The organism is Acidovorax sp. 59, from assembly GCF_002754175.1.
GTDB lineage: Bacteria > Pseudomonadota > Gammaproteobacteria > Burkholderiales > Burkholderiaceae_C > Acidovorax > Acidovorax delafieldii.
This window is the reverse complement of the sequence record NZ_PEET01000001.1, coordinates 2,492,355-2,504,527: the sequence shown is the minus strand read 5'-3', so window position 1 is coordinate 2,504,527 and position 12,173 is coordinate 2,492,355. Positions and strand designations below refer to the sequence as shown.

At 65.5% G+C, this 12,173-nt stretch carries 12 protein-coding genes; 5 read left to right on the top strand and 7 right to left on the bottom strand.

Annotated features, from left to right (window positions below):
* Positions 1 to 29 precede the first annotated feature (29 nt).
* A complete protein-coding gene (locus CLU87_RS11270) occupies positions 30 to 938 on the bottom strand; it encodes an alpha/beta fold hydrolase (RefSeq protein WP_099730501.1) in 909 nt (302 codons plus the stop codon).
* Positions 939 to 1,095: 157 nt separating this feature from the next.
* Between CLU87_RS11270 and CLU87_RS11265 the strand changes: the two genes are divergently transcribed.
* Positions 1,096 to 2,157 (top strand): aldo/keto reductase, encoded by a 1,062-nt coding sequence (locus tag CLU87_RS11265; protein ID WP_056063766.1) that lies wholly within the window; start codon positions 1,096 to 1,098, stop codon positions 2,155 to 2,157.
* A gap of 92 nt (positions 2,158 to 2,249) precedes the next feature.
* Here the strand turns inward: CLU87_RS11265 and CLU87_RS11260 are convergent, their stop codons facing one another.
* Both CLU87_RS11260 and CLU87_RS11255 read right to left on the bottom strand, forming a co-directional pair.
* Positions 2,250 to 3,674 (bottom strand): M20 family metallopeptidase, encoded by a 1,425-nt coding sequence (locus tag CLU87_RS11260; protein ID WP_099730500.1) that lies wholly within the window; start codon positions 3,672 to 3,674, stop codon positions 2,250 to 2,252.
* Positions 3,675 to 3,699: 25 nt separating this feature from the next.
* Positions 3,700 to 4,698: a tripartite tricarboxylate transporter substrate binding protein gene (locus tag CLU87_RS11255; protein WP_099730499.1), complete on the bottom strand. Its 999-nt coding sequence runs from the start codon at positions 4,696 to 4,698 to the stop codon at positions 3,700 to 3,702.
* 177 nt (positions 4,699 to 4,875) lie between these two features.
* Here CLU87_RS11255 and CLU87_RS11250 point away from each other — a divergent pair, with 177 nt between their 5' ends.
* The 3 genes from CLU87_RS11250 (at position 4,876) to plsY (ending at position 7,148) form a co-directional block, all read left to right on the top strand.
* Positions 4,876 to 5,835, top strand: coding sequence for a LysR family transcriptional regulator (locus CLU87_RS11250; protein WP_099730498.1), 960 nt, complete (start codon positions 4,876 to 4,878; stop codon positions 5,833 to 5,835).
* 71 nt (positions 5,836 to 5,906) lie between these two features.
* Positions 5,907 to 6,398, top strand: coding sequence for an aminoacyl-tRNA deacylase (locus tag CLU87_RS11245; RefSeq protein WP_056063754.1), 492 nt, complete (start codon positions 5,907 to 5,909; stop codon positions 6,396 to 6,398).
* A 57-nt stretch (positions 6,399 to 6,455) separates the two neighbouring features.
* The gene (gene plsY, locus CLU87_RS11240; protein ID WP_099730497.1) at positions 6,456 to 7,148 is read left to right on the top strand and encodes a glycerol-3-phosphate 1-O-acyltransferase PlsY; all 693 of its coding nucleotides are present in this window, start codon (positions 6,456 to 6,458) and stop codon (positions 7,146 to 7,148) included.
* A 35-nt stretch (positions 7,149 to 7,183) separates the two neighbouring features.
* Here the strand turns inward: plsY and CLU87_RS11235 are convergent, their stop codons facing one another.
* The 3 genes from CLU87_RS11235 to CLU87_RS11225 all read right to left on the bottom strand — a co-directional run bounded on the left by CLU87_RS11235 (position 7,184) and on the right by CLU87_RS11225 (position 9,408).
* Entirely contained in the window at positions 7,184 to 8,203 is a 1,020-nt protein-coding gene (locus tag CLU87_RS11235) for an HD-GYP domain-containing protein (RefSeq protein ID WP_056063748.1), read from the bottom strand.
* A gap of 16 nt (positions 8,204 to 8,219) precedes the next feature.
* Entirely contained in the window at positions 8,220 to 8,825 is a 606-nt protein-coding gene (locus CLU87_RS11230) for a TIGR02281 family clan AA aspartic protease (protein WP_099730496.1), read from the bottom strand.
* 97 nt (positions 8,826 to 8,922) lie between these two features.
* Positions 8,923 to 9,408 carry a YajQ family cyclic di-GMP-binding protein gene (locus CLU87_RS11225; protein WP_056063745.1) on the bottom strand — a complete coding sequence of 162 codons (486 nt, stop codon included), beginning with the start codon at positions 9,406 to 9,408 and terminating at the stop codon, positions 8,923 to 8,925.
* 85 nt (positions 9,409 to 9,493) lie between these two features.
* Between CLU87_RS11225 and murB the strand changes: the two genes are divergently transcribed.
* Complete coding sequence (gene murB, locus CLU87_RS11220) at positions 9,494 to 10,567, top strand: UDP-N-acetylmuramate dehydrogenase (RefSeq protein ID WP_099730495.1); 1,074 nt, start codon at positions 9,494 to 9,496, stop codon at positions 10,565 to 10,567.
* 220 nt (positions 10,568 to 10,787) lie between these two features.
* Here the strand turns inward: murB and argG are convergent, their stop codons facing one another.
* Entirely contained in the window at positions 10,788 to 12,125 is a 1,338-nt protein-coding gene (argG, locus tag CLU87_RS11215; RefSeq protein ID WP_056063739.1) for an argininosuccinate synthase, read from the bottom strand.
* Between the last annotated feature and the right edge of the window lie 48 nt (positions 12,126 to 12,173).

Sequence of the window (12,173 nt, the reverse complement as noted above, 5' to 3'; positions counted from 1 at the left end):
GCTTGCGGGCGCCAGGACTTCAAATTGCCTCAGGCAGCATCCAAAAACGCTTCGATCAGCTGCGCCACCTGCTCAGGCTGGTCGTGGTGCAGCATGTGGCCTGCGTCTTGCACGACGGCCGTGCTGCAGGTGCGCACATGGGCCAGGCGCTGGTGGTATTCGTCCAGGGTGTACCGGCCGTTCCACCACTGGCCCAGGCTGTCGCCACTGGCCTCGATGGCCAGCACGGGTGCCGTAATGCGCTCGTAGATGGCCAGGGCTTCGTCCGCGCGGTACAGCTGCGCACTGGTGATCTTGTGGGCGGGGTCCCCCAGGATTTCCCACTGCCCTTGCGCGTTGGGCCGCGCCCAGTGCTGGGCGAGCCATTGGGCCTTGTCTTCGGACAGGCGGGGGTTGGTCTTCATCAGGCGGCGGGCGACGCCGTCGGCGCTGTCATAGGTCTTGAGCTCCTTGGTGCCCTGGTGCAGCTGCTTGATCTCGTCGATCCATTGCGCGTAGCGGGTGGGCGCCTGCGCGGGGCGTGTGGCGGGCAGGCCAAAACCTTCCAGGTTGACGAGCTTGCGCACGCGCTCGGGCCGCACACCGCCGTACATCATGGCCACGTTGCCGCCCATGCTGTGGCCCACCAGGTCGATGGCTTCGCCGGGGGCATAGTGGTCCAGCAGCAGGTCCAGGTCGGCCAGGTAGTCGGCAAACACATAGTGGTCTACCGGTGCACCGGTGGTGAGGCCAAAACCGCGCCAGTCCGGCGCGATGATGCGGCGTGGTTGCCGCAGCGCGTCCACTGTGAACTGGTAGGAGGCACTGACGTCCATCCAGCCATGCAAAAGCACCAGCGTGGGCAGGTCGCTTTGCTCGGGGCCCCAGTGGCGGACGTGGTAGTTGAGGTGCCGCAGCGCCAGTGTGCTGCTGCGCGAAGGGGTGAGGACTTGGTACATGCTGTGCCAATGTTACGTTGCCGCCACGCTGGCGGGGCGCCCTGCGGTGTCACCAAGGAGTCCGGCGTCCGGCAGGTTTTGGCGATCGCTTGTACCATCGCCAGCCGGGGCCGCAGCAGGCCCTGCTTACTTTCCCACCTTCTGGAGCCTTCACCGCATGAACACCGTCCGCTTGGGTCAGAGTGACCTGCTTGTCACCCCCATTTGCCTGGGCACCATGACCTTCGGCGAGCAGGTCAATGAGGCCGACTCGCATGCCATCCTGAGCCAGTCGCTTGCGCGCGGCGTGAACTTCATCGACACGGCCGAGATGTACGCTGTGCCCGCCAAGGCCGAGACCTTTGGTGCCACCGAGACCATCATCGGCAACTGGTTTGCCAAGAACCCTGGCGCGCGCCAGAAGCTGGTGGTGGCGACCAAGGTGGCCGGCCCATCGCGCGGCATGCCCTGGGTGCGCGAGGGCAAGGGCATGACCCCGGCCGACATCGTGGCGTCGTGCGAGGCCAGCCTGCGCCGCCTGCAGACCGATGTGATCGACCTCTACCAGATACACTGGCCCGAGCGCCATGTGCCAGCGTTCGGCAACCTGTATTACGACCCTTCCAAGGAAACCTCGCAAACCCCCATTCGTGAGCAACTGGAAGCGCTGGCCGGGCTGGTGAAGGCGGGCAAGGTGCGCTACATCGGCCTGTCAAACGAAACCCCGTATGGTGTGCACGAGTTCGTGCGCTTGGCCGAGCAGCACGGCCTGCCGCGTGTGGCCACGGTGCAGAACCCGTACTGCCTGATCAACCGCACTTGGGAAAACGGGTTGGATGAAACCTGCCACCGCCTGGATGTGTCGCTGCTGGCCTATTCGCCGCTGGGTTTTGGCCTGCTGACGGGCAAGTACGACGAAAGCGGCATTACTGGCCCCAATGCCCCGCAGGGTGCGCGCATTGCATCGTATGAATCCGTGCGCAAACAACGCTGGGGCCGCCCCGAGGCGTTGGAGGCATCGCGCCGCTACAACGCACTGGCGCGTGCCAACGGCATGACACCCACCCAGATGGCGCTGGCGTTCTGCTACACCAAGTGGCAAGTGGCCAGCACCATCATTGGCGTGACGTCGGTGGCGCAGCTGGAGGAAGACCTGAATGCCTGGGGCACGACGCTGTCGCCCGAGGTGCTGAAGGCCATCGATGCGATCCGCTGGGAGCTGCGCGACCCTGCGCTGTGACCGGGGCAGGGCGTGGCCCTGCGAATCGGCAAAATCAAACAAAGGGGCCGTGCAGGCCCCTTGGTTTTTCTGCGAGTTTGTGCGCGCAGCTGTCAGGCAGTTGCCTCCCGCCGGGTGGTGCGCCCTTCAGTCCACGGCGTCCCTTGGGGCTCACCCAGGTCCCAGAACAGCCCGGCCATCACCGCCAGACCTTCTCGTGCCACGGGCGCCAGCAAATGTTCGTTGGGCGCATGCTGGGCGCAGGCGGGGTACGAGTGCGGCACCCACAGCGTGGGCAGACCGAGCTGGTCGGCAAAGATGTCGTTGGGCAGCGAGCCTGCCAGATTGGGCAGCAGCGTGGCGGGTTGGCCTGCGCTGGCCTGCAGCGAGGCCATCGTCCAGTCCACCCAGGGGTTGTGCAGATCGAGCCGCGTGGCGCCGCAGTGCATGCCCATGGTGATCTCGACCTGGCTGAAGCCATGCGCATCCAGGTGTTCGCGCAGCGTGGCCTGCACGTTCTGCCAATCGGTGCCCACCACAAAGCGCAGCTGGCAGTGCGCCACAGCCTGTGCGGGGATGGCGTTGATGGGCCGCTGCGCGTTGCCCGCGCCCAGCGCCAGCACCTCCAGCGTGTTCCAGCCCACCAGCTGCTCTGCGGGGGTCAGGCCGGGCTCGCCCCAGCCGGGGGTGAGCGCGGGGTCATCGGCGCCGGTGCCAATCACCACATCTTTGAGGGCAGTGCGCAGCTTGTCGGGCACCGCAGGCGGCAGCAGGCCTTTGACGAGGATGCGGCCCTTCGCGTCCACCAGCGTGGCCAGGGCGTGCGTGAGCACGGTGGCCGGGTTGGCCAGCACGCCGCCCCAGTTGCCGGAGTGGTAGGCCTTGTCGCGGCTGCGCACCGCGAGTGAGAAGTTGATGGCTCCGCGTGAACCCAGGAAGAGGGTGGGGTGGCCCGCGTTCACGCGGGGGCCGTCGCTGGCCAGAAAAAGGTCGGCCCTCAGCGCCTCACTGTGCTGCTCGCAGAAGGCGCCCAGGCCGGGCGAACCCGCCTCTTCGCCCATCTCCATGAGCAGCGTCACGTTGTAGCCCAGGCGGCCGCCCCGGGCCTCGATGGTGTGGGCGAGTGCGGCCAGGCTCACGGTGTGCTGGCCTTTGTTGTCGGCCGTGCCTCGGCCATACCAGCGCTCGCCTTCGATGGTGAGCTCCCAGGGCGAGAGGCCCTCGCGCCATTGCGCGTCCTGTCCGTTGACCACATCGCCGTGGCCGTAGGTGAGCATGGTGGGGAGCGCAGGGTCTTCCACGCGGCGGGCCACCAAGAAGGGGCCGCCTTGTGGCGACGGGTTGTCGAGCACCTCGCATTCAAAACCCAGGGGCGCGAGCCAGGGCACCATTTCGTCGGTGAGGTAGGTGTGCAGTTCGGGCGGCACCTTGCCAGTGTCGCTTTCGGTGCGCCAGGCCACGCGGCGGCGCAGGTCGGTGGCGAAGCGGCCATCGTCAAAGTAGCGCTGGACGTCTTGAATGAGTTGTTGGCGGTTCATCGTGCAGGTCCTTGTTGGGTGTTCGTCAGTCCACCACGATCTTGGCGCGATGGGCCAGCGCGCGGTAGCGGCCGATCTCGTCATCGATCATGGCGCGCGTGGCCACGGGGCCCAGGTGCACGGGTTCCATGCCCTGGGTGCGCATCTGTTCCTGCAGACCACTGTCGCGGGTGACTGCTTCCACCTCGGTCACCAGCTTTCGGATGACAGACTGTGGCGTCTTGGCGGGGGCGGCGATGGCATACCAGGCGTCGAACACGGCGTCCGGCAGTTTGAGTTCCTCCACGGTGGGCACCCCCGGCAGCATGCTGGAGCGCGACTTGCCCGCAATGGCCAGGGCGCGCAGCTTGCCGGCCTTCACTTGCGGCGCCGCAGCGGCCACGGTGTCGATGCCCAACTGGATTTCGCCGCCCATGAGGGCGATCAGCGACTGGCTGCTGCCGCGGTAGGGCACGTCCTGCAGCTGGATGCCCGCGGCCTGCTCCAGCAGCGCGCCCGCCAGGTGCGGGCCAGAGCCGGAGCCGAAGGTGGCGTAGTGGATGCTCTTGGGCTTTGCCTTGGCTGCGGCGATCAGTGCGTTCAGGTCCTTGTACGGCGCGCTGACGCTGACGACCAGCACCAGGGGGGCCCGGGCCACGGTGGCCACGGGCACGAGGTCCTTGGCAGGGTCGTAGGGCAGCTTGCTGCGCAAGGCAGGGTTGACCGTGTAGCTGGTGGAGCCCGAAACCAGCAGCGTGTAGCCGTCGGGGTCGGCACGCACCACGGCTTCGGTGCCGATGATGGTGGAGGCACCCGGCTTGTTGTCGATCACCACCGGCGTGCCCAGGCGGCTGGCCAGCTTCTGTGCGAGCGCGCGTGCCACCACGTCGGTGCCGCCACCGGGCGGGAAGGGCACCACCATGCGCACGGGGCGCTGGGGCCAGGCGTCGGCAGGGGCTGCTGCCTGGGCGCAGGCCAGGCTGGCATGGCCGACAAGAACTGCCAGGGTGGCAGACAGGAAAGAGGCTCGAACAAGGCGTTTCATGCGGACTCCGGTGATAGGGCCCCGACAGCGGGCGGCGTGGGAGCAATGACCACGTGACGCCCGCGCAAGGGCATGGGTGAATTGGAGCCTCAAGCCATGCAAGATGGATGCTGGTTTACCATTGCTTTGAATAGAGATTTGGCAACTGACCGTTGCCTTTTTGTGATTTAAACAGCCATGGCCATTTCACTGCTCAGCCTGCCCTTGCGCTACTTTCTGGAGGTGGCGCGCACCGGCTCCGTCAACCAGGCCGCGCAGCGCCTGCACGTGGCCGCTTCGGCCGTGAGCCGGCAGCTGGGCAAGCTGGAAGACAGCCTGGGTGTGGTGCTGTTCGAGCGACAGGCGCGCGGCATGAACTTGACCGAGGCGGGCACCCGCCTGCTGGCCCACGCCAGTGCACACGATGCGCAGGCGCTGGAGCTGGTCGAGCAATTGCAGGATCTGTCGGCCCAAAGTGCCCTGCGGGTGCGGCTGGCCTGCACCGAAGGGTTTGCGGCAGCCTTCATGCCGCTGGTCATGGGCGGGTTTCGGCAGGCGTACCCGCAGGTGCAGCTGCAGTTGCAGGTGGCCGTGCCGCAGGAGGTGTCGGCCCTGGTGCTGCGCGGCGAGGCCGATCTGGCGCTGAAGTACAGCACGGCGCCCGAGAAGGGCCTGCAGGTGCTGCACTCGGCCATCGCACCCATTTATGCCGTCATGCCCGCACAGCACCCGCTGGCGCGCCAGCGCAGTGTGAGCGTGGCTGACGTGGTGCGCTACCCACTGCTGCTGGGGGCCGCCAACACCACGGGGCGGCAGCTGTTTGACCTGAGCTGTGCGGTGCAGGGCCTGCGCTATGTGCCTGCTGTGGAGAGCAATTTTTCGTCAGCCTTGTTGCCGCTGCTGAGCGGGCAGGACGTGGTGCTGGCCAGCTACCTCACGGCGGCGCGCTGGGTGGAGGCGGGCCTGCTGGCTGCCCGGCCATTTGACGAAACCCAGCTGCAGCAACGGCGCCTGCAGGTGCTGGCAGCCGAGGGCCGTAGCCAGTCCGCCCTGGTGCAGCAGTTTACGCAAGCGCTGGTGATCGCCATCGAGGAATACGGCAAGCGCAAGGTCGGGCGGCGCCGCAAGGCTACCCCAGCGCCTGCCTCGGTGTTCTGACACATTGCCGCAGATTCCAGCACGCTCACATTTGGATACGGATACCATCGGTGCCCTATCCGCACCACACCATGGCCAAGAAAGAACACGTTTCCGAGACCCAAGCCACCCAGCTGCTCAAGGCGAACAAGGTGGCGTTCACCGAACACCCGTATGAGTACCTGGAGCACGGCGGCGCGATGCACAGCGCCGAGGTGCTGGGTCTGGACCCGTTCACCGTGGTCAAGACCCTCGTCATGCAGGACCAGGACGCCAAGCCGCTCCTGGTGCTGATGCATGGCAACCGCAAGGTCTCCACCAAGAACCTCGCACGCCAGATCGGCGCCAAGTCGGTCGAGCCCTGTGCCCCCGAGGTCGCCAACCGGCACAGTGGCTACCTGGTGGGGGGGACGTCTCCGTTTGGCACGCGGCGCACCATGCCGGTTTACATCGAAGAAACCATCCTCGCGTTGCCCCGCATTGCCATCAACGGCGGGCGCCGGGGCTTTCTGGTGCAGCTGGACCCGCAGGTGTGTGTGCAGTTGCTGGGCGCCAAACCGGTGCAGTGCGCGCTGGCAGAATAGGCCGCCGCGCGATACAGCCCGTCAGAAGGCTGACCATTTGATTTCCAAGGAGTTGCTTTGACCGCCGTCTATCCCGTTCTTGCCACCGTGGCCGCCTACCTGCTGGGCTCGCTGTCGTTTGCCGTCATCGTGACGCGTGTCATGGGCCTGAGCGATCCACGCACCTATGGCAGCAAGAACCCCGGCGCCACCAATGTGCTGCGCTCGGGCAGCAAGGCGGCGGCCATCGTGACCCTGCTGCTCGATGCGATGAAGGGCTGGCTGCCCGTGGCGCTGGTGATGTGGTTTGGCCACCCCTACGGGCTCGAAGACGGCACCGTGGCGCTGGTGGGGTTGGCCGCTTTCCTGGGGCACCTGTGGCCAGTGTTTTTCCGGTTTGAAGGCGGCAAGGGCGTGGCGACGGCACTGGGCGTGCTGGTGGGCATCAGCGGTTGGCTGGGTCTGGCCACGGCGGCCACCTGGCTCATCATTGCGTTCTTCTTCCGCTACTCGTCGCTCGCCTCGCTGGTGGCCGCCGCGTTTGCTCCGGTGTACTACCTGCTGGTGGATGGCGTGGTCTGGTATGCCGAAGGCACGATTGCCGCCTCGATCGTGGTGATGGCGCTGCTGCTGGCCTGGCGGCACCGCGAGAACATCCAGCGCCTGATTGCCGGTACGGAATCACGCCTGGGCAGCAAGAAGGCGAAACCTGCCGAGGGTGAAGAGAGCGCCAAGGCGAAGCCCTCAGCAAAAGTCAAGGCGAAACACTGATATACCCACGCGCCCGGTTGGGCGCGTGCCCTGTGTCAGAGCGCGCCGGGCGCCGTCACCAGCCCGCGCAGCCCCGCGCTGTGCTGCGCGGCGTACAGCCCCAGCCGCACCATGGTGCGGTGGTTGAGTTCAAGGCTCACTGCGGATCGGGCCAGGGCAGACTGGATGCGGGGCTTGCCGCTCGCGGTCTGGTACAGGCTGGGCTGGCTGCGGTGGTTGCCGGTGCTGTCCAGCAGGCTGGCCACCAGCGGGTGATTGGCCTTGTCGCTGCGGCGCAGCACGATGGCGGTTTCCCCGTTGTCCAGTTTCACAAACGTACCTGGGGGGCACAGGCCGATGGAGCGCACCAGGGTGTAGCTGACCTCGTCGCGCTGGTCCACCTCTTGTCCCACAATGGCACGCACCGAGTCGGTGGCACTGCGCCCGGCGCGGGATTTGCGCGGGCTGATCATGGCGGCATACCGGTCAATGGTGCCGAGGATGCGGGTGAGCCGGTCTATCGGCTCCTGGTTGGCCAAAGGCACGCGTTCGGCAATGCTGGCATGGTGTTGCCCCACCACGTCCAGCCATAGCGGATCGTTGATGAACAGGCGTTCCAGCAGCAGCATGCTGTCTTCGGGGTGGCTCTTGATGGCCTCCTGCTGCTCCGCCGTGGGGCGCTCGCGCTGCACGGCCAGTTCGTCCTGCAGGGTCGTCATGCCGATGTTCATGGTGAGTGCCGCTCGCACCAGGCTGTCGCGCTCACGCTGCGGCAGCTTGAGCTCCAGCGCCATGATGTGGCACAGCGTGCCGCACACCAGCGCGTGCGATGCGCTGTAGCCCACGGTGGATGTGGATGCATGCTGGAACATCAGGTACAGCGCCGCGTCGATGTCGTGCGCCACCAGGTCCTGCAGCCAGGCATCAAACTGCCGTACCTTGCCTGGAAAGTCCTGCACTTGCAGCGGCCGGCTCAGCAGCACCGACAGGGCCGACTCCAGGTCGGACCAGAGGCTGAGCAGGTCTTCGTACTCCCCTTCGGAGTGCGCGTGGGTGGAGGAGGGGTGTGCGGACATTGCGGGTGTACAGGCGTCAGTGGCGCTTTTCGAGCACCATCTGGTCGTTGGTGCGGGTCATCTGGAACTCGTTCAGGAAGCTGTTGCCCAGCAGCACATAGGGCATGGGCTGCGAGGTGATGATGGCCTCTACCCCAAAGACCTCGACGTCACCGATGCGGATGGAGTCGAGCTTCATGCGCCAGCCCTGGGCGATGCCATTGGCCGTGTTCACGCGCACCGGCTGGCCGCTTTGGTAGTTGAGGCCCATACGCTCTGCATCCGGCCGCCCGATGGCGACGGTGGAGGCCCCGGTGTCTACCATGTACTGCATCACCTGCCCGTTGATGGTGCCGCTGTTCACAAAATGGCCTCTGCCATCTGCCACCAGCAAAATGCGTTTGCCGCTGCCACTGCGTCCGCCCACACTCACGGGCGCCTCGCCCAGTCGCAGTGTGCGCCGTGCGCCCTGGATCTCCACGGTGGCTTCGTCCTTGGCGACGGCGATGACTTTCACCCCCTGGAACTCATCCCCCGCGCCCACCGCCTTGGGCGGGTTGGCATTCACCACGATCAGCGCCTTGCTGCCCAGTACACCCGCCAGCGCCACAGCCTGCGCATGCGCCCAGGTGGGGCCCAGCATTAACCCGATGCACAGGGCGAGGAGGCGCTGATACCGGCGCAGCCCCTGTGGGAGCGGGGGGAAGGCCCGCAGGACCTCAGGGGGATGTGGCTTCATATCAGTCGCGGAAGTTGTCGAACGACAGCGGCACGTCCGTCACATCCTTGCGGATCAGGGCCATGGCGGCCTGCAGGTCGTCGCGCTTGGCGCCAGTCACGCGCACCTTGTCTTCCTGAATAGCGCCTTGCACCTTGAGCTTGCTTTCCTTGAGCAGCTTCTGGATCTTCTTGGCCAGCTCGCTCTCGATGCCGTTGCGCACTTTGATGACCTGCTTGACCTTGTCGCCACCCATTTTCTGCACATCGCCCATGTCCAGAAAACGCACATCCACGCTGCGTTTGGTGAGCTTGTTGCGCAGAACATCTTCAATCTGGGTGAGCTGGAAATCAGCATCGCCGATCAGCGTGATGTCCTTGTCCTTGATCTCGATGCTGGCAGAGGTGCCCTTGAAGTCGAACCGGGTGGCGATTTCCTTGGCGGTGTTCTCGACGGCGTTTTTCACTTCAACCAGATTGGCTTCGCAGACGGTGTCAAAAGATGGCATGGTGGGTCTCTATCTCGGGGAAAACAGGTGCAGATATGGGGGCGGATCGCAGGGAGCCAAAAGGCCGGGTGCGACAATCGGGCCAATGGTAGTCGAGAAAAACGCCCCTTTACAGCCCTGCAACACCTTCGGCATTGCCGCACGCGCCCAAACCCTGGTGCGAGTGCATTCGGTGGACGACCTGCGGGCTGTGCTGGCAGACCCCCAGCTCGCGCCCACACCGAAATTTGTGCTGGGCGGCGGCAGCAACATCATCCTGACCGGTGACGTGAAGTCCGTCGTGCTCAAGATGGAAATCAAGGGCCTGCGCCTGGTGGATGAAACGCCCAAGGCCTGGATCGTGGAGGCGGGTGCTGGCGAAGTCTGGCACGACGCCGTGGCCTGGACGCTGGCGCACGGCTATCCCGGGTTGGAGAACCTGGCCCTGATCCCGGGCACGGTGGGGGCATCGCCCGTCCAGAACATTGGCGCGTATGGCGTGGAGCTGCAGGACCGTTTTGAGTCTCTCGACGCCATCGATCTGGCTACGGGCCAGTCGTTCAGCCTGGATGCTGCGCAATGCGGTTTTGGCTACCGTGATTCCGTTTTCAAGCATGCACCTTCCGAAGCGCAGGATGGCAGCGGGCTGCCGCGCGGCATGGGTCTGGCAGGCAGGGCGGTGATCACCCATGTGCGCTTTCGACTGCCCAAGCCCTGGAAGCCGGTACTGGGCTACCTGGACCTGGAGCGCCGCCGCGCCGAGGCGGGGGTGGAACACCCCAGTGCCCAGCAAATTTTTGACTGGGTCTGCGACATTCGCCGCGCGAAACTACCCGACCCTGCCGTGATGGGCAACGCGGGCAGCTTCTTCAAGAACCCCACCGTGTCGCCCGACCAGTGCGCCGACATCATCGCCCGCGAGCCCAAGATCGTGCACTACCCCATGCCCGACGGCAGCATCAAGCTGGCGGCGGGCTGGCTGATCGATGCCTGCGGCTGGAAAGGCAAATCCATCGGCAAGGCCGGGGTGTACGAGAAGCAGGCCCTCGTGCTGGTCAACCGGGGGCAGGGCGCTGACAGCGTGACAGGGGGCGAGGTCATGACCCTGGCCAAGGCCATCCAGACGAGTGTGTACGAGCGCTTTGGCATCCGGCTGGAGCCCGAGCCGGTGGTGGTGTAGCGCGAAGTCTGAGGCGACCCCTGCGCCTCGAAAGGGCCGGTGTCGCGCCTGGTACGAGACCCCAATGAAAAAGCCACCCCAAGGGTGGCTTTTACTCATCTATTGATAGCTGGAGAGGTAAATTGCACTACCGCTACCAGCCATTTTTGCTCCATATGAGCCGCCAAGCTGCTCCCTGTGGCAACCCGAGAGGCTTGGGGCGCATGGGGCGAGTACTGCCTTACTTGCGGTCGTTGTCCAGCTGGGCCAGGGCTGCATTGCCTCCCAGCGACAGCAGGCCCGCGCGCGAGTACACGCCCAGCTTGCCGCGCGTGTCCGAGATGTCCAGGTTGCGCATGGTCAGCTGGCCAATGCGGTCCAGCGGGCTGAAAGGCGCGTCTTCCACCTTTTCCATCGACAGCCGCTCGGGTGCGTAGGTCAGGTTGGGCGACTCGGTGTTCAGCAGCGAATAGTCGTTGCCACGGCGCAGTTCCAGCGTCACGGTGCCGGTCACGGCGCGGGCCACCCAGCGCTGGGCGGTTTCGCGCAGCATGATGGCCTGGGGGTCGAACCAGCGGCCCTGGTACAGCAGGCGGCCCAGCTTCAGGCCATTCATGCGGTACTGCTCGATGGTGTCTTCGTTGTGGATGCCAGTCACCAGGCGCTCGTAGGCGATGTGCAGCAGCGCGAGGCCGGGGGCTTCGTAGATGCCGCGGCTCTTGGCTTCGATGATGCGGTTTTCGATCTGGTCGCTCATGCCCAGGCCGTGGCGGCCACCGATGCGGTTGGCTTCAAGGATCAGCTCGACGGGGTCGTTGAACTCCTTGCCGTTCAGCGCCACGGGCTGGCCTTCGTTGAAGGTCACGGACACTTCCTCGGCCTTCACTTCGACCTCGGGCTTCCAGAACGCCACGCCCATGATGGGGTTGACGATGCGGATGCCGCTGGACAGGAACTCCAGATCCTTGGCCTCGTGTGTGGCGCCCAGCATGTTGCTGTCGGTGCTGTAGGCCTTCTCGGCGCTCATCTTGTAGCCAAAGCCGGCCTGCGTCATGAACGCCGACATTTCGGCGCGGCCGCCCAGTTCGTCGATGAACAGTTGGTCCAGCCACGGCTTGTAGATCTTGAGCGAGGGGTTGGTCAGCAGGCCGTAGCGGTAGAAGCGCTCGATGTCGTTGCCCTTGAAGGTCGATCCGTCGCCCCAGATGTTGACGTCGTCTTCCTTCATCGCGGCCACCAGCATGGTGCCGGTCACGGCGCGGCCCAGGGGGGTGGTGTTGAAGTAGGTGAGGCCGCCGGTGCTGATGTGGAAGGCGCCAGCCTGTAGCGCAGCAATGCCTTCGTGGGCCAGTTGCGTGCGGCAGTCCACCAGGCGGGCCTTCTCGGCGCCGTATTCCATGGCCTTGCGCGGGATGGCGTCGTAGTCGGGCTCGTCGGGCTGGCCCAGGTTGGCGGTGTAGGCGTAGGGCACGGCGCCCTTGAGCTTCATCCAGTGCAGTGCGGCGCTGGTGTCCAGGCCGCCGGAGAAGGCGATGCCGACCTTTTGGCCGAGGGGGAGGTTCTGGAGGATGGTTGCCATGGAATCTTCTTCAAAAATGATAGCTGCCAGCGCATTGTGGACTAGCGC